General features: G+C 71.3%; 20 protein-coding genes. 16 read left to right on the top strand and 4 right to left on the bottom strand.

What is annotated here, in order from left to right:
- Positions 1–67: 67 nt before the first annotated feature.
- Positions 68–460 (top strand): hypothetical protein, encoded by a 393-nt coding sequence (locus MQV74_RS11255; RefSeq protein WP_242716467.1) that lies wholly within the window; start codon positions 68–70, stop codon positions 458–460.
- Between the two features lie 100 nt (positions 461–560).
- Positions 561–1649 (top strand): amidohydrolase family protein, encoded by a 1089-nt coding sequence (locus MQV74_RS11250; RefSeq protein WP_242716465.1) that lies wholly within the window; start codon positions 561–563, stop codon positions 1647–1649.
- A 122-nt stretch (positions 1650–1771) separates the two neighbouring features.
- Here the strand turns inward: MQV74_RS11250 and MQV74_RS11245 are convergent, their stop codons facing one another.
- From MQV74_RS11245 to MQV74_RS11230, 4 genes are all read right to left on the bottom strand, one after another.
- Positions 1772–2800: a COX15/CtaA family protein gene (locus MQV74_RS11245; RefSeq protein ID WP_242728602.1), complete on the bottom strand. Its 1029-nt coding sequence runs from the start codon at positions 2798–2800 to the stop codon at positions 1772–1774.
- An 86-nt stretch (positions 2801–2886) separates the two neighbouring features.
- Positions 2887–3603 (bottom strand): ABC transporter permease, encoded by a 717-nt coding sequence (locus tag MQV74_RS11240; protein ID WP_242728595.1) that lies wholly within the window; start codon positions 3601–3603, stop codon positions 2887–2889.
- 80 nt (positions 3604–3683) lie between these two features.
- Positions 3684–4610, bottom strand: a complete 927-nt coding sequence (locus tag MQV74_RS11235; protein ID WP_242716463.1) for an ABC transporter ATP-binding protein — start codon at positions 4608–4610, stop codon at positions 3684–3686.
- A 70-nt stretch (positions 4611–4680) separates the two neighbouring features.
- Positions 4681–5484, bottom strand: a complete 804-nt coding sequence (locus tag MQV74_RS11230) for an aminoglycoside N(3)-acetyltransferase (RefSeq protein ID WP_242716461.1) — start codon at positions 5482–5484, stop codon at positions 4681–4683.
- A gap of 161 nt (positions 5485–5645) precedes the next feature.
- On the opposite strand from MQV74_RS11230, the gene MQV74_RS11225 reads away from it, so the two are divergent.
- From MQV74_RS11225 to MQV74_RS11160, 14 genes are all read left to right on the top strand, one after another.
- Positions 5646–6413, top strand: a complete 768-nt coding sequence (locus MQV74_RS11225) for a helix-turn-helix transcriptional regulator (RefSeq protein ID WP_242716459.1) — start codon at positions 5646–5648, stop codon at positions 6411–6413.
- Positions 6410–7831, top strand: coding sequence for a Fe-S cluster assembly protein SufB (sufB, locus tag MQV74_RS11220; RefSeq protein WP_138959068.1), 1422 nt, complete (start codon positions 6410–6412; stop codon positions 7829–7831). Before MQV74_RS11225 ends, sufB begins: the two co-directional genes overlap by 4 nt.
- 59 nt (positions 7832–7890) lie before the next feature.
- On the top strand, positions 7891–9075 hold the full coding sequence (sufD, locus tag MQV74_RS11215) for a Fe-S cluster assembly protein SufD (protein WP_242716457.1): 1185 nt from the start codon (positions 7891–7893) through the stop codon (positions 9073–9075).
- On the top strand, positions 9072–9389 hold the full coding sequence (locus tag MQV74_RS11210; protein WP_030687200.1) for a bifunctional 3-phenylpropionate/cinnamic acid dioxygenase ferredoxin subunit: 318 nt from the start codon (positions 9072–9074) through the stop codon (positions 9387–9389). Before sufD ends, MQV74_RS11210 begins: the two co-directional genes overlap by 4 nt.
- A 7-nt stretch (positions 9390–9396) precedes the next feature.
- Entirely contained in the window at positions 9397–10161 is a 765-nt protein-coding gene (gene sufC / locus MQV74_RS11205) for a Fe-S cluster assembly ATPase SufC (protein WP_242716455.1), read from the top strand.
- Positions 10158–11414: a cysteine desulfurase gene (locus tag MQV74_RS11200; protein WP_242716453.1), complete on the top strand. Its 1257-nt coding sequence runs from the start codon at positions 10158–10160 to the stop codon at positions 11412–11414. Before sufC ends, MQV74_RS11200 begins: the two co-directional genes overlap by 4 nt.
- Before the next feature lie 14 nt (positions 11415–11428).
- The gene (gene sufU, locus MQV74_RS11195; protein WP_138959064.1) at positions 11429–11899 is read left to right on the top strand and encodes a Fe-S cluster assembly sulfur transfer protein SufU; all 471 of its coding nucleotides are present in this window, start codon (positions 11429–11431) and stop codon (positions 11897–11899) included.
- On the top strand, positions 11896–12249 hold the full coding sequence (locus MQV74_RS11190; protein ID WP_242716451.1) for a metal-sulfur cluster assembly factor: 354 nt from the start codon (positions 11896–11898) through the stop codon (positions 12247–12249). The genes sufU and MQV74_RS11190 overlap by 4 nt, the downstream gene beginning before the upstream one ends.
- A gap of 129 nt (positions 12250–12378) precedes the next feature.
- Entirely contained in the window at positions 12379–12699 is a 321-nt protein-coding gene (locus MQV74_RS11185) for a DMT family transporter (RefSeq protein WP_242716449.1), read from the top strand.
- Positions 12699–13256: a TetR/AcrR family transcriptional regulator gene (locus tag MQV74_RS11180; RefSeq protein ID WP_242716447.1), complete on the top strand. Its 558-nt coding sequence runs from the start codon at positions 12699–12701 to the stop codon at positions 13254–13256. Before MQV74_RS11185 ends, MQV74_RS11180 begins: the two co-directional genes overlap by 1 nt.
- A 252-nt stretch (positions 13257–13508) precedes the next feature.
- Positions 13509–14498, top strand: coding sequence for a 2,3,4,5-tetrahydropyridine-2,6-dicarboxylate N-succinyltransferase (dapD, locus tag MQV74_RS11175; protein ID WP_138959060.1), 990 nt, complete (start codon positions 13509–13511; stop codon positions 14496–14498).
- Positions 14499–14586: 88 nt separating this feature from the next.
- Complete coding sequence (locus MQV74_RS11170; protein WP_242716445.1) at positions 14587–15183, top strand: hypothetical protein; 597 nt, start codon at positions 14587–14589, stop codon at positions 15181–15183.
- Positions 15184–15302: 119 nt separating this feature from the next.
- On the top strand, positions 15303–15857 hold the full coding sequence (locus tag MQV74_RS11165; protein WP_242716443.1) for a SigE family RNA polymerase sigma factor: 555 nt from the start codon (positions 15303–15305) through the stop codon (positions 15855–15857).
- A complete protein-coding gene (locus MQV74_RS11160) occupies positions 15854–17056 on the top strand; it encodes a TolB family protein (RefSeq protein ID WP_242716441.1) in 1203 nt (400 codons plus the stop codon). The genes MQV74_RS11165 and MQV74_RS11160 overlap by 4 nt, the downstream gene beginning before the upstream one ends.
- Positions 17057–17093 lie beyond the last annotated feature (37 nt).

Here is a 17093-nt window from a genome sequence, read left to right as displayed (position 1 = left end):
GACCGTGGCCGAGACCACGCCACCCGGGCGTCGCCGAACGATCTACCCGTCGGTAGCATCCTGTGCCATGGCAGACACGGAGCAGGGCACCGCCGGGACGGCGGAGCAGGGCGAGCAGACGGCCGCGGCGGCCCCGGCGGACAAGGAGGCCGCGCGCGCCGACCGCAAGGCCGCCAAGCTGGCCCGGCAGATCACCACGTTCGCGCGGGCCCACGGCGGCGCCGAGGGGCAGATCGCGTACATCGGGCAGCGGGGCTCCCGGATCGTCCTCGTCGGCGCGGACGGCGGCTGGGGCGACCTCGTCGCGCCGACCCACGCGATCGCCCTGAGCGCCGTGGAGAAGGCCGGGATCACCGTCCACGACGACTTCGACGGGGACTTCGCCGCCAAGGTGCGGACCGGTCCGTACGAGTGGACGCGCATGGCGGGCATCCAGATCGGTGGCCCCTCGGGCGGATGAGACGCGCCCGGGGCGGGCACGGAGTGACAAGGCGAGCAACACCTGTCGCCACGGTCACCCGTTAGGACTGTAGGAGTACGGTCCACGCAGGGGAGCCAGGATGATCGAAACGCCGTCCCTGGTGGACCAGCACTGCCACGGCGTCCTGCGCACGGAGCTCGGGCTCGGCACGTTCGAGGCGCACCTCGGCCGCGGCGAGGGCCCGCCCGCCCCGGGCACCACCTTCTTCGACACCCAGACCGGCTTCGCGGTGCGCCGCTGGTGCCCGCCGCTCCTCGGGCTCGAACCGCACTGTCCGCCCGCCCGCTATCTGGCCCGGCGCCGGGAACTGGGCGTCCTGGAGGCCGGGCGGCGCCTGCTGCGCGGCAGCGGCATCACCACGTACCTCGTCGACACCGGCCTGCCCGGGGACCTCACGGGTCCGGGGGAGCTCGCGACCACCGGGGCCGCGGACGCCCACGAGATCGTGCGCCTCGAACTGCTCGCCGAGCAGGTCGCCGACACCTCCGGAACCGTCGACTCCTTCCTCGCCAACCTGGCCGAGTCCGTGCACGGGGCCGCCGCCGGAGCCGTCGCCTTCACCTCGGTCGCGGGGGTGCGCGAGGGCCGGCCGCTGCCGCCCGAGCCGCCGGGCCCCGGCGAGGTGCGCGGCGCGGCGGGCCGCTGGCTCGCCGGGCGCCAAGTGGGCGGGGAGCTCGCCGACCCCGTGCTCCTGCGGCACCTGCTGTGGATCGCCGTGGCCTCCGGCCTGCCGCTGCAGCTGCACACGGGGGCCGCCGACCCGCAGCGGTCCTTCGGCGCGTTCGCCCGCGCCACCGCGGGGCTCGGCACCGACCTGGTGCTGCTGCACGGCTATCCGCACCACCGCGCGGCGGCCCACCTCGCGGGCGTCTTCCCGCACGTGTACGCGGATCTGGGTCCTGCCCTGGTGCGCACCGGAGCCCGTGCGGCGGCCGTGCTCGCCGAGATCCTGGAGCTGGCCCCCTTCGGCAAGCTGCTGTTCTCCAGCGGCGCCCACGGCCTGCCGGAGCTGCACGTGGTGGGGGCGACCCTGTTCCGCGAGGCGCTCAGCCGGGTGCTCGGCACCTGGGTGGCCGACGGCGCGTGGTCGCTCGCGGACGCGCAGCGGGTGGCGGCGATGATCGCGGCGGACAACGCGCGGCGGGTCTACGGCCTCACGGACGAGTGACCTCTGAGTGCGCTGGGCGTTATAGGGGGTGCGTGCCGCCTGCGGGGGTGGTCCTTACTGAACGTATCCGATCGCGCCTTGTGCGAGTCGTTCCCCGCATGAAAGGCGGCACGCAGCTCTGCTCAGGACGAGGCGGACGCGAGCCGGTCGGAAGCCACTGGACCAGGAACCTCCATCGTGGCCTGAGGCCGCTCGCGCAGCGAGAGCAGCACCCGCAGGACCGCGATCCACACCGCGCACGAGCCCAGCATGTGCGCTGCGACCAGGACCTCCGGCAGGTCCGTGAAGTACTGCACATAGCCCACCACACCCTGCGCGAGCAGCACCAGGAACAGGTCGCGGGTGCGGGCCAGCGGCCCCGCCGGGGCGTCGACGGCCTTGAGGACGAACCACAGGGCGAAGGCCAGCGTGACCACGATCCACGCCAGGACGGCGTGCAGCTTGGTGACGGACTCCCAGTCCAGGCCGATCGCGTCCACCTTCATGCGGGGCACGTCGCTGGAGTCGCCCGCGTGCGGGCCCGCGCCCGTCACGACCGTGCCGACCGCGATGAGGAGGACCGTCACCCCGGTCAGGACCCAGACGAGCTGGGCGACGGCCTTGCCGATCAGCGGGCGCGTGGGGGCGTCGCCCTCACGGGTGCGCTGCCAGGTCGCCGTGGCGACCGCGATCAGGGCGGTGGAGAGCAGGAAGTGCGCCGCGACCGTGTACGGGTTGAGGCCGACGAGCACGACGATGCCGCCGAGGACGGCGTTGCCCATGACGATCCAGAACTGCGCCCAGCCGTACCGGGTCAGGCTGCGCCGCCACGGCTTCTGCGAGCGGGCCGCGATGATCGCGAACCCGACGACCGCGCACAGGGCGTACGTCAGCATGCGGTTGCCGAACTCGATGACGCCGTGGAAGCCCATCTCGCTGGTCGCGGTGAGCGAGTCGTCGGTGCACTTGGGCCAGGTCGGGCAGCCGAGGCCCGATCCCGTCAGGCGTACGGCGCCGCCGGTGACCACGATGACGACCGTCATCACGAGGGCGGCGAGGGCCGCGCGCTGGACGGTCCGCCCGGTCGGGGTCCAGCGTTCGGCGATGAAGGCGAGCGGGTTGCGCGCGAACTGGGCGGCTTCGGCTCGGGTCACTTTGGGCACGGCCCCCATCGTAGGGGGCCGCTTGTGCACGGCTTCACGAGGGGGACGTATGCGCTCCAACTGTGATGCCGGTTACGCCCCGGGAGGCTCGTGGGCTACTCCCAGCGGAAGAAGCGGGCCGCCGCACCGAGCCCGAGGACCGCCCACACCGCGAGGATCCCGAGGTCGCCCCAGGGCATCGCGGCGCCGTCCTGGAGCACGTCGCGCAGGCCGTCCGAGAGGGCCGAGATGGGCAGCAGGGCCAGCGCGGACTCGACGGCTCCGGGGAACCGGTCGAGCGGCACGATGACGCCCCCGCCGACGAGGAGCAGCAGGAACACGAGGTTCGCGGCGGCCAGCGTCGCCTCGGCCCTGAGCGTGCCCGCCATCAGCAGGCCGAGCCCGGAGAAGGCCGCCGTACCGAGGACGAGCAGCAGCAGGACGGCCAGCGGGTTGCCGTGCGGCGACCAGCCGAGCGCGAAGGCGATCACGGTGAGGAGCGCGATCTGGAGCACCTCGGTGACCAGGACCGACAGGGTCTTCGCGGTCATCAGGCCCCAGCGCGGCAGCGGCGAGGCGCCGAGCCGCTTGAGCACGCCGTAGCGCCGCTCGAAGCCGGTGGCGATGGCCTGCCCGGTGAACGCCGTGGACAGGACGGCGAGCGCGAGGACGCCCGGGGCGAGGAAGTCCACGGCCTTCCCGTCGCCGGTGTCGACGACGTCGACGGTGCTGAAGAGGACGAGAAGCAGCGTGGGGATGACGATGGTGAGCAGCAGCTGTTCGCCGTTGCGCAGCAGCATCTTCGTCTCCAGGACCGCCTGTGCGCGGATCATCCGGGAGAGGGGGGCCGCGCCCGGCCTCGGGGCGTACGTCCCCGGCGTACCGGTGGTGGCAGTGGTGTCGGGGGTGCTGGTCACGACCGCAGCTCCTTACCCGTGAGCTCCAAGAAGACGTCCTCCAGGGTGTGCCGTTCGACGGAGATCCGGTCCGGCATGACGCCGTGCTGCGCGCACCAGGAGGTGACGGTGGCGAGCAGCTGGGGGTCGACGGTGCCGCTCACGCGGTAGGCGCCGGGGGTGAGCTCGGCGGCGGCGGAGTCGGGCGGCAGGGCCTTGAGGAGCGAGGCGACGTCGAGGCCGGGGCGGCCGGTGAAGCGCAGGGTGTTCTCGGCGCCGCCGCGGCACAGCTCCTCGGGGCTGCCCTGGGCGATGACCCGGCCGGCGTCGATGATGGCGACGTCGTCGGCGAGTTCCTCGGCCTCGTCCATGTAGTGGGTCGTGAGGATCACGGAGACGCCGTCGCGGCGCAGGTCGCGGACGAGGTCCCAGGTGGCGCGGCGGGCCTGCGGGTCGAGTCCGGCGGTGGGCTCGTCGAGGAAGACGAGCTCGGGGCGGCCGACGACGGCGAGGGCGAGGGCGAGCCGCTGCTGCTGGCCGCCGGAGAGGCGGCGGTAGCCGGTGCGGCCGCAGGACTCCAGGCCGAGGCGGGCGATGAGGGCGTCCACGTCGAGCGGGTGGGCGTGCAGCGCGGCGACGTGCCGCAGCATCTCGTCGGCGCGGGCGCCGGAGTAGACGCCGCCGGACTGGAGCATCACGCCGATGCGCGGGCGCAGCCGGTCGGCCTGGGTGACCGGGTCGAGGCCGAGGACGCGGACGGTCCCGGCGTCGGGGGTGCGGTAGCCCTCGCAGGTCTCGATGGTGGTGGTCTTCCCGGCGCCGTTCGGGCCGAGCACGGCGGTCACGGTGCCTGCGCGGACGTCCAGGTCGAGGCCGTCCACCGCGGTCTTCGCCCCGTACCGCTTGACCAGGCCGTGGACCTGGACGACGGACTCATTTCCCATGACGGGAAGTCTAGAGAGGGTCGCGGGGGCCGTGGGCAGGGGGCTGGCCAGGCCCCCCGCACCGGCCGGGTCAGGCGGTGAACGGCCGGTGCTCGGCCAGCCACCCGTGCGCGTAGGCGACCGCGTCGGGCAGCGGGAAGAGGCGGGCCGTGGCGGCGCCGACCAGGCCCCGTGTCACCGGGCGCTCCTTCTCGAAGGCGGCGCCCAGCTCGTCGAAGCGCTCTTCGGAGATGGCGGGCTCGCGCACGGTGAGCCAGCGGCGGCCCTCGTCCGTCATGACCGCGAAGGAGTTCTCGACCTCGGGTGCGGGCAGGCGGTACTCGGCCAGGTGGAAGGCCGTGCAGGCGTCGAAGCCCGCGCCCAGGAGCAGGACGCGCGCGCCCGTCGCCTCCAGGGCGGCCAGGGGGCTGCGCTCGCCGAGGCGGCAGTCGAGGGCGTGCTCGGCCATCAGCTCCTTCGCGCGGGCCCCGACGGCCGCGAAGGAGGTCTGCGGGTGGGCGCTGCGGACGGCGCCGGGCCAGGTGCGCACGGTCTCGGGGACGACGCCGACGCCGCGGACGCGGGCGGTGCGCGGGTCGTACGCGGGCATGGAGTCGCGGATCACGGGCCACCACTCCTCGGGCACGGGAGGGTGCTGCCACTCGGCCGGGTCGGAGTTGTCCGAGGAGTGGGTGGGCACCACCAGGGTGCCCTCGTCGCCGAGGGCGTCGAGGAGGGCGAGGACGACTGTTTCGGCGCCGCCGCAGACCCAGCCGAGGGAGCTGAGAGAGGTGTGCGTGAAGAGCGTGTCGCCGCGTCGCACGCCGAGCGCGCGCAGCTCATCGGCGAGCGTGGCGCGCGTGCACAAAGGGCCGGTCACAGGGGGTGTCGACATGCTCAAGAAGTGTTGTGGAAAGCTTTCGCGAGCGCCACTGATTTGATCGATCGATGATCGTTTCCGCAGGTCAGCTTAGGTGAACCTAAGTGATGCACCGCACCGCTCGGCGATCGGGGCATGGGTTGTCAGGCTCTGAGGAATTACGCAACAATGGCGTTGTGAAAAACGTTGGCGAGGCTCAGGAGACCCCTCCGGGGGCTCCCCAGGAAGAGCTCGCGACCGGTGAGCGGTCCACGCGCAACCGCGTCGCGCGCTCCATCCTGGACCACGGCCCGTCCACCGTGGCCGACCTCGCGGGCCGCCTCGGTCTGACCCAGGCCGCCGTCCGCCGCCACCTCGACGCCCTCGTCCAGGAGAACGTGGTCGAGGGCCGGGAGAAGCGGGTCTACGGCGCGCGCACGCGCGGCCGCCCCGCCAAGGTCTTCGCGCTCACCGACTGCGGCCGGGACGCCTTCGACCAGTCCTACGACAAGCTGGCCGCCGACGCCCTGCGCTGGATCGGGGAGACGCACGGCGAGGCCGCGGTCGTCGCGTTCGCCCGGGCCCGCGTCGCCGAGCAGGCGAAGGCGTACCGGGCGGCGATGGACGCGGCCCCCGCCGCGGACCGCACCCAGGCCCTGGCGAAGGCATTGACCTCGGACGGGTACGCTGCTACGGCGCGTAGCGCACCCCATCCGCACAGCGGCGAGCAGCTCTGCCAGCACCACTGCCCGGTCGCCCACGTCGCCGAGCAGTATCCGCAGCTGTGCGAGGCGGAGACGGAGATCTTCTCCCAGCTGCTCGGGACGCACGTCCAGCGACTCGCCACCATCGCCCACGGTGACGGCGTCTGTACGACGTTCATCCCGCGCGGCGAGGTCCCGCACAGCGCCCCACAGACCACCAACCACGCATCAGCAAGCACGGCCGGGAGGAACCCCGCATGACTCTCCCCACGGAGACTGCCCACCCTGAGCTCGAGGGCCTGGGCAATTACGAGTACGGCTGGGCCGACTCCGACGCGGCCGGTGCCGCCGCCAAGCGCGGTCTGAGCGAGGACGTCGTCCGCGACATCTCGGGCAAGAAGTCCGAGCCCGAGTGGATGACGAAGCTGCGCCTCAAGGGCCTGAAGCTCTTCGAGAAGAAGCCCATGCCGAACTGGGGCTCGGACCTGTCGGGCATCGACTTCGACAACATCAAGTACTTCGTGCGCTCCACGGAGAAGCAGGCGGAGTCCTGGGAGGACCTGCCCGAGGACATCAAGAACACGTACGACAAGCTCGGCATCCCCGAGGCGGAGAAGCAGCGCCTGGTCGCCGGCGTCGCCGCGCAGTACGAGTCCGAGGTCGTCTACCACCAGATCCGCGAGGACCTGGAGGAGCAGGGCGTCATCTTCCTGGACACCGACACGGCGCTCAAGGAGCACCCGGAGCTCTTCAAGGAGTACTTCGGGACCGTCATCCCCGCAGGTGACAACAAGTTCGCCGCGCTGAACACGGCCGTGTGGTCCGGCGGATCGTTCATCTACGTCCCCAAGGGCGTGCACGTCGAGATCCCGCTCCAGGCCTACTTCCGCATCAACACGGAGAACATGGGCCAGTTCGAGCGGACGCTGATCATCGTCGACGAGGACGCCTACGTCCACTACGTCGAGGGCTGTACGGCGCCGATCTACAAGTCGGACTCGCTGCACTCCGCGGTCGTCGAGATCATCGTGAAGAAGGGCGGCCGCTGCCGCTACACGACGATCCAGAACTGGTCGAACAACGTCTACAACCTGGTCACCAAGCGCGCCGTGGCCTACGAGGGCGCGACCATGGAGTGGATCGACGGCAACATCGGCTCCAAGGTCACCATGAAGTACCCGGCCGTCTACCTGATGGGCGAGCACGCCAAGGGCGAGACCCTGTCCATTGCCTTCGCGGGCGAGGGCCAGCACCAGGACGCCGGTTCCAAGATGGTCCACATGGCGCCGAACACGTCCTCCAACATCGTCTCCAAGTCGGTGGCGCGCGGCGGCGGCCGCACGTCGTACCGCGGCCTCGTCGAGATCGGTGAGGGCGCCGCCGGATCGAAGTCGAACGTGCTCTGCGACGCGCTGCTCGTCGACACGATCTCCCGCTCGGACACCTACCCCTACGTGGACGTCCGCGAGGACGACGTGTCCATGGGCCACGAGGCGACCGTCTCCAAGGTCTCCGAGGACCAGCTCTTCTACCTGATGAGCCGCGGCCTCACCGAGTTCGAGGCCATGGCGATGATCGTGCGCGGCTTCGTCGAGCCGATCGCCAAGGAGCTCCCCATGGAGTACGCCCTGGAGCTCAACCGGCTGATCGAGCTGCAGATGGAAGGCTCGGTCGGTTAAGACCGCGGCCCACCAGCAGCGACTGACTTCTTACGCAGAGAGAGAGCACGACGACAGCCATGGCTGAGGCTCAGAACATTCCGGTGGGATCGACCACCGCCGGCACCATCGCGGTGGCCGCCGAGTCCACCGTCGCCACCCGCATGAGCGCGCCCCCGTCCTTCGACGTGGCGGACTTCCCGGTGCCGCACGGCCGCGAGGAGGAGTGGCGGTTCACCCCGCTGGAGCGCCTGCGCGGGCTGCACGACGGCACCGCCGCCGCCACCGGCGAGGGCGTCAAGGTCGAGGTCGAGGCCCCCGAGGGCGTCACCGTGGAGACCGTGGGGCGCGACGACGCCCGGCTGGGCAAGGCCGGCACCCCGGTGGACCGCGTCGCCGCCCAGGCGTACTCGGCCTTCGAGAAGGCCTCGGTCGTGACCGTCCCCAAGGAGACCGTGCTCAGCGAGCCGATCCGCATCGCCGTGCGCGGTGAGGGCGGCACCGCCTTCGGCCACCAGGTCATCGAGCTGGGCGCGTTCGCCGAGGCCGTCGTCGTGATCGACCACTCCGGCGACGCGGTCCTCGCCGCCAACGTGGACTACGTCCTCGGCGACGGCGCGAAGCTCACCGTCGTCTCCGTACAGGACTGGGACGACAAGGCCGTGCACGTCGCGCAGCACAACGCGCTCGTGGGCCGCGACGCCTCCTTCAAGTCCGTGGTCGTCACCTTCGGCGGCGACGTCGTCCGCATCCACCCGCGCGTGGCGTACGCGGGCACGGGCGGCGAGGCCGAGCTGTTCGGCCTGTACTTCACGGACGCGGGCCAGCACCAGGAGCACCGCCTCCTGGTCGACCACAACGTCCCGCACTGCAAGTCCAACGTCGTCTACAAGGGCGCCCTCCAGGGCGAGGCCGCGCACGCCGTGTGGATCGGCGACGTCCTCATCGAGGCCACGGCCGAGGGCACGGACACCTACGAGATGAACCGCAACCTCGTCCTGACGGACGGCGCCCGGGTCGACTCGGTGCCGAACCTGGAGATCGAGACCGGCGAGATCGTCGGCGCGGGCCACGCGTCGGCGACCGGCCGCTTCGACGACGAGCAGCTGTTCTACCTGATGGCCCGCGGCATCCCGCAGCACGAGGCGCGCCGCCTCGTGGTCCGCGGCTTCTTCGCCGAGCTCGTCCAGCAGATCGGTGTCGCCGACATCGAGGAGCGGCTCATCGCGAAGATCGAAGAGGAGCTGGAGGCGTCCGTCGCATGACGTTCGTACGCGCCTGTGGACTGAGCGAGCTGGAGGAGGACACCCCGAAGCGGGTGGAACTCGACGGCACGCCGGTCTCGGTCGTCCACACCGAGGGTGAGGTGTTCGCGATCCACGACATCTGCTCGCACGCGAACGTCTCGCTCTCCGAGGGCGAGGTGGAGGACTGCCAGATCGAGTGCTGGCTGCACGGCTCCGCGTTCGACCTCCGCACCGGCAAGCCGTCCGGCCTTCCCGCGACGCGCCCCGTCCCCGTTTACCCCGTAAAGATCGAAGGGGACGACGTGCTCGTCTCCCTCTCCCAGGAGTCCTGAGGCACCCATGGCAACGCTTGAAATCCGCGACCTGCACGTGACCGTCGAGGTCGAGAACGGCACCAAGGAAATCCTCAAGGGTGTCGACCTGACCGTGAAGCAGGGCGAGACGCACGCCATCATGGGCCCGAACGGCTCCGGCAAGTCGACGCTCGCCTACTCCATCGCGGGCCACCCCAAGTACACGATCACGCAGGGCACCGTCACCCTCGACGGCGAGGACGTCCTGGCGATGGAGGTCGACGAGCGTGCCCGCGCGGGCATGTTCCTCGCCATGCAGTACCCCGTCGAGGTCCCCGGCGTCTCCGTCTCCAACTTCCTGCGCACGTCGGCGACGGCGATCCGCGGCGAGGCCCCCAAGCTGCGCACCTGGGTGAAGGAGGTCAAGGAGTCGATGGCCGGGCTCCAGATGGACCCGTCCTTCGCCGAGCGCAACGTGAACGAGGGCTTCTCCGGCGGTGAGAAGAAGCGCCACGAGATCCTCCAGATGGAGCTCCTCAAGCCGAAGATCGCGATCCTCGACGAGACCGACTCCGGCCTGGACGTCGACGCGCTGCGTGTCGTCTCCGAGGGCGTCAACCGCGTCCGTGACACGGGCGAGGTGGGCACCCTGCTCATCACGCACTACACGCGCATCCTGCGCTACATCAAGCCCGACTACGTCCACGTGTTCGCGAACGGGCGCATCGCCGAGTCCGGCGGCCCCGAGCTCGCCGACAAGCTGGAGGCCGAGGGCTACGAGGCTTACGTGAAGGGAGGCGCGTCCGCGTGACACAGCTGCCGGGTCTCCTCGACGCCGAGGCGCTCCGCAAGGACTTCCCGATCCTGGAGCGCTCGCTCCACGACGGCAAGAAGCTCGTCTATCTGGACAACGCGGCCACGTCCCAGACCCCGCGCCAGGTCATCGACGCAGTCAGCGAGTACTACGAGCGGCACAACGCCAACGTCCACCGCGGCGTGCACGTGCTCGCCGAGGAGGCCACGGCGCTGTACGAAGGCGCCCGTGACAAGGTCGCGGCGTTCATCAACGCGCCGAGCCGCGACGAGGTGATCTTCACCAAGAACGCCTCGGAATCGCTCAACCTCGTGGCCAACATGCTCGGCTGGGCCGACGAGCCCTACCGCGTGGACCACGAGACCGAGATCGTCATCACGGAGATGGAGCACCACTCCAACATCGTGCCGTGGCAGCTGCTCTCGCAGCGCACGGGCGCGAAGCTGAAGTGGTTCGGTCTGACGGACGACGGCCGTCTGGACCTCTCCACCATCGACGAGGTCATCACGGAGAAGACGAAGATCGTCTCCTTCGTCCTGGTGTCGAACATCCTGGGCACGGTCAACCCGGTCGAGGCGATCGTGCGCCGCGCCCAGGAGGTCGGCGCGCTCGTCCTGATCGACGCCTCCCAGGCCGCGCCGCACATGCCGCTGGACGTACAGGCCCTCCAGGCCGACTTCGTGGCCTTCACCGGCCACAAGATGTGCGGCCCGACGGGCATCGGCGTGCTCTGGGGCCGCCAGGAGCTCCTGGAGGACCTGCCTCCGTTCCTCGGCGGCGGCGAGATGATCGAGACGGTGTCCATGCACTCCTCGACCTACGCCCCCGCGCCGCACAAGTTCGAGGCGGGTACGCCCCCGATCGCGCAGGCCGTCGGCCTCGGCGCGGCCGTGGACTACCTCACGGCCATCGGCATGGACAAGATCGAGCGGCACGAGCACGCGATCACCGAGTACGCGGTGAAGCGCCTGCTCGAGGTCCCGGACCTGAAGATCATCGGCCCGTCCACGGCCGAGGACCGGGGCGCCGCGATCTCCTTCACGCTCGGCGACATCCACCCGCACGACGTGGGCCAGGTCCTCGACGAGCAGGGCATCGCGGTCCGGGTCGGCCACCACTGCGCCCGCCCCGTGTGCCTGCGCTACGGAATTCCCGCGACCACGCGAGCGTCGTTCTATCTGTACTCCACGCCCGGCGAGATCGACGCCTTGGTCGACGGCCTGGAGCACGTACGGAACTTCTTCGGCTGAGGGGCTGGCTCGGAGTGAAGCTGGATTCGATGTACCAGGACGTGATCCTGGACCACTACAAGCACCCGCACGGGCGTGGTCTGCGCGACGGCGACGCCGAGGTGCACCACGTCAACCCGACGTGCGGAGACGAGATCACGCTGCGCGTCAAGTACGAGGGCTCGCGCATCAGCGACGTGTCGTACGAGGGCCAGGGCTGCTCCATCAGCCAGGCCAGCGCGTCCGTCCTGAACGAGCTGCTCGTCGGCAAGGAGCTCGCCGAGGCGCAGAAGATCCAGGCCGTGTTCCTGGAGCTGATGCAGTCCAAGGGCAAGCTGGAGCCGGACGACGCGATGGAGGAGGTCCTGGAGGACGCGGTCGCGTTCGCCGGGGTCTCCAAGTACCCCGCGCGCGTGAAGTGTGCTCTGCTGAGCTGGATGGCGTGGAAGGACGCGACGGCACAGGCCCTGGGGGCCGACGCCGACGCCGAAAGGAAGACGGCATGAGCGAGAACACTGTGACTCCTGAAGAGGGCCTCACGACCAAGCCCGCCTCGGAGGAAGAGGTCCGCGAGGCGCTCTACGACGTCGTCGACCCCGAGCTGGGCATCGACGTCGTCAACCTGGGCCTGATCTACGGCATCCACGTCGACGACGCCAACATCGCCACCATCGACATGACGCTCACCTCGGCGGCCTGCCCGCTGACCGACGTCATCGAGGACCAGGCGAAGTCCGCCACGGACGGCATCGTCAACGAGCTCCGGATCAACTGGGTCTGGATGCCGCCGTGGGGCCCGGACAAGATCACCGACGACGGCCGCGAGCAGCTGCGGGCCCTCGGGTTCAACGTCTGAGGTCCCCTGCCGGAGCAGCACGCTCCCCGGGCTTGCGAGGCCCCCGCGCTCCTGGGCGCGGGGGCCTCGTCGCATGCCGGGGCCCGTTTTTGTGTACAGCCGTACGCAACGATATGTACACTCGTACGCATGGGATACGGACTGCTGGCCGCGGCCATCGCGGCGGAGGTGGCCGGGACGACGGCCATGAAGTACAGCGAGGGGTTCAGCAGGCTGTGGCCCTCGCTGGTCACCGTGGTGGGGTACGTCCTGGCCTTCGCGCTGCTCGCCCAGACCCTGAAGACCCTCTCGGTGGGGACCGCCTACGCGATCTGGGCGGGGATCGGCACCGCCGCCGTCGCCGCCATCGGGATGCTGTTCATGGGGGAGTCGACGAGCCTGGTGAAGTTCGCCGGGATCGCCCTCGTGATCGCGGGCGTCGTCGTGCTGAATCTGGGAGGGGCCCACTAGTGGGCCGGCGGTACGACCCCGAGCGGCGGCAGCGGATCATCGACGCGGCGATCCGCCTGGTGGGCCGGGAGGGGATCGCGGGCCTGAGCCACCGGTCCGTCGCCGCCGAGGCCGATGTGCCGCTGGGCTCCACGACGTACCACTTCAAGACGCTCGACGAGCTGCTCGTGGCCGCGCTGCGGCAGTCCAGCGAGGCGTACGCGAAGGCGGTCAGCGCCCGCGGGCTGCTGCGGGGCCCCGACGCCGACGTCGCGGGCGAGCTCGCCGCGCTGCTCGGGGAGTGGCTCCTCGGCCGCCGCCAGGGCGTGGAGCTGGAGTACGAGCTGTATCTGGCGGCCCTGCGCAGGCCCGTCCTGCGGCCCGTCGCGGGCGAGTGGTGCGGCGGCCTCATCGACCTGCTGCGGGAGCACACCGACACCGCCACCGCGCGCGGCCTGAGCGCGCTGATGGACGGCATCTGCCTCCAGGTGCTGCTCGCGGGGGACACCTACGACGAGGCGTACGCCCAGGAGATGTTCGGGCGGCTGCTGGCCCGGCCCGCGGCGGCGCGCGGCTGACCGGCGGGGCCGCGCCGACGCGTGGGCGGCCCGGCGAGGGATGTGCGCTGCGGGCGGGGGCGGCTCGACCGAGCTGTGTGCTCCGGTCCGGTGGGGGCGTGTGCCGCGGGCGAGGGCGGCCCGGCGGGGGATGTGTGCTGCGGGCGGGGCGGCTCGACGGGGCTGTGTGCTCCGGTCCGGTGGGGGCGTGTGCCGCGGGCGGGGGCGGTGCCAGTTCGCTTCCGCGGGGGCGGCCCGGTTAGGTTTTCACCCATGACCGATACGACTGCTTCCCGCACCACCGGCGCCGTGGGCGCCGGGCTCGCCACCATCGCCGCCGACGGCACCGTGCTCGACACCTGGTTCCCCGCCCCCGAGCTCGTCGACGAGCCGGGCCCCGCCGGGAGCGAGCGGCTGAGCGCCGAGCGTGCCGTGGAGCTGCTCGGCGAGGGCGCCGCGAAGGCGATCGGCCCGGACGCCCGCCGCGGTGTGGAGGTCGTCGCCGTCCGTACGGTCATCGCCTCGCTCGACGAGAAGCCGCTGGACGCGCACGACGTCTATCTGCGTCTGCACCTGCTCAGCCACCGCCTGATCAAGCCGCACGGCGCCAGCCTGGACGGCATGTTCGGCTTCCTCGCCAACGTCGCCTGGACCTCGCTGGGCCCGGTCGCCGTCGACGACCTGGAGAAGGTCCGGCTGAACGCCCGCGCCGAGGGCCTGCACCTGGCGGTGACGAGCGTCGACAAGTTCCCGCGCATGACGGACTACGTCGCCCCCAAGGGCGTCCGCATCGGCGACGCCGACCGCGTCCGGCTCGGCGCGCACCTCGCCGAGGGCACCACCGTGATGCACGAGGGCTTCGTGAACTTCAACGCGGGCACGCTCGGCACCTCCATGGTCGAGGGCCGCATCTCCGCCGGTGTCGTCGTCGGCGACGGCTCCGACATCGGCGGCGGCGCCTCCACCATGGGCACGCTCTCCGGCGGCGGCAACGTCCGCATCGTCATCGGCGAGCGCTGCCTGATCGGCGCCGAGGCGGGCGTCGGCATCGCGCTCGGCGACGAGTGCGTCGTCGAGGCGGGCCTGTACGTCACGGCCGGTACGCGCGTGACCATGCCCGACGGGCAGATCGTCAAGGCCCGCGAGCTGTCCGGCGCCTCGAACATCCTCTTCCGTCGCAACTCGGTCACCGGCGCCGTCGAGGCCCGGCCGAACAACGCGGTGTGGGGCGGCCTCAACGACGTGCTGCACAGCCACAACTGACCGTCACGGTCCCGCACGAAAGGGCGCCCCTCCTCACTGGAGGGGCGCCCTCCGTGCGTATGCTGCGCGAAACGGAGGGGAGATCGACATGAACAGAGCAGGAACGAAGGCCTTGGTGTCGGCGGGCGCGGCGGTGGCCCTGCTGCTCGCCGGGGGCGGGTCGAGCGTGGCCGGCGGGCCGAGCGTGGCCAAGGACGCGAGTGCGAAGCCCAAGGGGAGCCACAGCTACAAGCTCCAGCACACCGACATCGACTACGGCGGCGACAAGACGCGCTTCGAGTCGCAGGTGAAGCTCGCGGACGGCCGCCGCGTCGCCATGCACTACCTGGACAAGAAGGGCCTGTACGTCCAGGACTACAGCCCCAAGGCGCGCGGCTGGTCCAAGCCGAAGAACGTCTACCGCACCAAGACCGACGTCTGCCAGGGCATCACGCTCAAGGCCCGCGCCGGGACCGTCGCGGCGATCGCGGACTGGGCGAGGTACTGCTACGACGGCGAGCCGCCGATGGAGTCGATCGCCGCCGTCGCCACCGGACGCCTGACCACGTGGGACCGCCACCTCACCAAGAGCTTCGACGGCTGGATCAAGGCCGAGATCACCAAGAATGGCAAGCAGGTCACGTTCAAGCGCTACGCGCACCGGCTGAAGTGGACCAAGGGGAAGGGCTTCGGCCCGAAGCACTGACCCGTACCCACCGCATTCCGCACAGGACCCGCGTCGCGCCACAGGCATAGCGACGCGGGTCCACGCACGTCATCCACAGCAGAGGGGGCAGTGAGGCCGCCGGAGAAGAGAAGGTGACGATGGATGCCGAAAGCCAGGAACGCTTCCGCGAGTTCGTGGAGAGCAGGTCCGGCGCCCTGCTGAGGACCGCCGTGCTGCTCAGCGGCGGCGACCGGCACGCCGCGGAGGACCTGCTGCAGAACGCCCTGGTGAAGGTCGCCGACCGGTGGAGCAGGCTCGACGAGCCCGAGGCGTACGTCCGCCAGGTCCTCTACCGGCAGCAGGTCAGCCGCTGGCGGCTGAAGTGGCCGCGCCGCGAGGTGGCCGTCGCCGAGCCCCCCGAGCGGTCGGGCGACGGCGGGGAGGGCGCCGCCGAACTGCGCGTGGTGATGCGCGGCGCGCTCGCCCGGCTCACCCCGCGCCAGCGCTCCGTGCTCGTCCTGCGGTACTTCGAGGACCTGCCGGAGGCCGAGGTGGCCCGGATCCTCGGCTGCTCCGTCGGCACGGTCCGCAGCACCGCGCACCGCTCGCTGGCCCGGCTGCGCGCCCTCGCGCCCGAGCTGGCGGCGCTCGGCCCGGCGCCCGCCGAGGCCGCGCCGCCCCGTGACATCTCACCTGTGGAGGTACGTCCGTGAACGTAGAGCAGCTGGTGCGCGAGGCGCTCCAGGAGGAGGCCGCGGCGGGCGGCACGCCGCGGGGCGACCTCGCCGACCGGGTCCTGACCGCCCGGCGGCGGCGCAACCGGCGCGGCGTCGTGGGGGCCGCCGCCGTGACGGCGGCCCTCGTCGCCGCGATCCTCACGGTGCCGGAGATGGGTGAGGGCCAGGAGACGGCGAGCCCGGCGAGCGAGTCGATCACCGGGGACGTGGTGGGCCACCCCGACCAGTCGCCGCCGCGCGACCTGATCGCGGCCGGGAACACCGCCGTGTCCGGCTACTTCACCAGCCGCGCGGTCAAGCAGCCGAACGGCCAGGAGCTGTTCACCCGCTACTACACCGTGCTCGACCAGAAGACCGGCAGGTACAAGGCGCTCGACACGAAGTGGGCCTGGGTCGACGTGGCACCCGGGATGCGCACCGCCGCCGTCCTGGAGGGCGAACTGCCCGCCTGGCGCATCGGCCTGCTCGACCTCGTGACCGGAAAGGTGGAGCGCTGGATCCCCACGAACCGCCCGGTCGCGGGCGTCGAGTGGTCCCCGGACGGCAAGCGCCTCGTGGCGACCGCCTACAGCAAGAACCCCGACCGGATCGACCGCCCGCGAGCCAACCGCACCGGCTTCTACGTCATCGACGCGGGCTCGGGCGAGGTCGGCCCCTTCCGGACGCTGCGGCAGGCCAAGCCGGACAAGTGGGGCAACTACAACGGCAACTCCCGTGAGGACGTCGACTGGAGCCACGACGGCACCAAGCTCTACGTCGAGCAGGTCCCGTCCGAGGAGGGCAGCAAGTCCGACCACCGCGCCTGGTACACCACCTCCGGCGTGAAGACGGGCGCGCCCGCCAAGGAGCACTTCGCGGGCTGGTCCAAGGCCGGACTCTCGCCCGACGGGAAGCACGTCGCGGTCGACGGGGACTCCGACGGCTCCTGGATCGTCAACTCGACGACCGGCCGGAAGGTCGCCCTCGTCCCCGGCATGCAGCCGCTCGCCTGGGCCGACAGCAAGCGCCTCATCGCCATCGGCTGCGACCCCAAGAAGTGCAGCGGCAAGAACGAGTACCGCAACCGGCTGCTGCTCGTCACCGTCGGCAGCAAGAAGGCCGTGCCGCTGAGCGGCTTCCGCAAGCCGTCCGCCGACTACCTCGGACGCTGGGTGCCGCTGACCGCCGCCCGCTGATCCGCCGGGTCCCCGTACGCCGCCCTCGGCCCGCCGA

It is taken from the genome of Streptomyces sp. AN091965 (assembly GCF_022698285.1).
Classification (GTDB): domain Bacteria; phylum Actinomycetota; class Actinomycetes; order Streptomycetales; family Streptomycetaceae; genus Streptomyces.
Note: the sequence above shows the minus strand (reverse complement) of the source record. Positions and strands in the feature narration are given on the sequence as shown.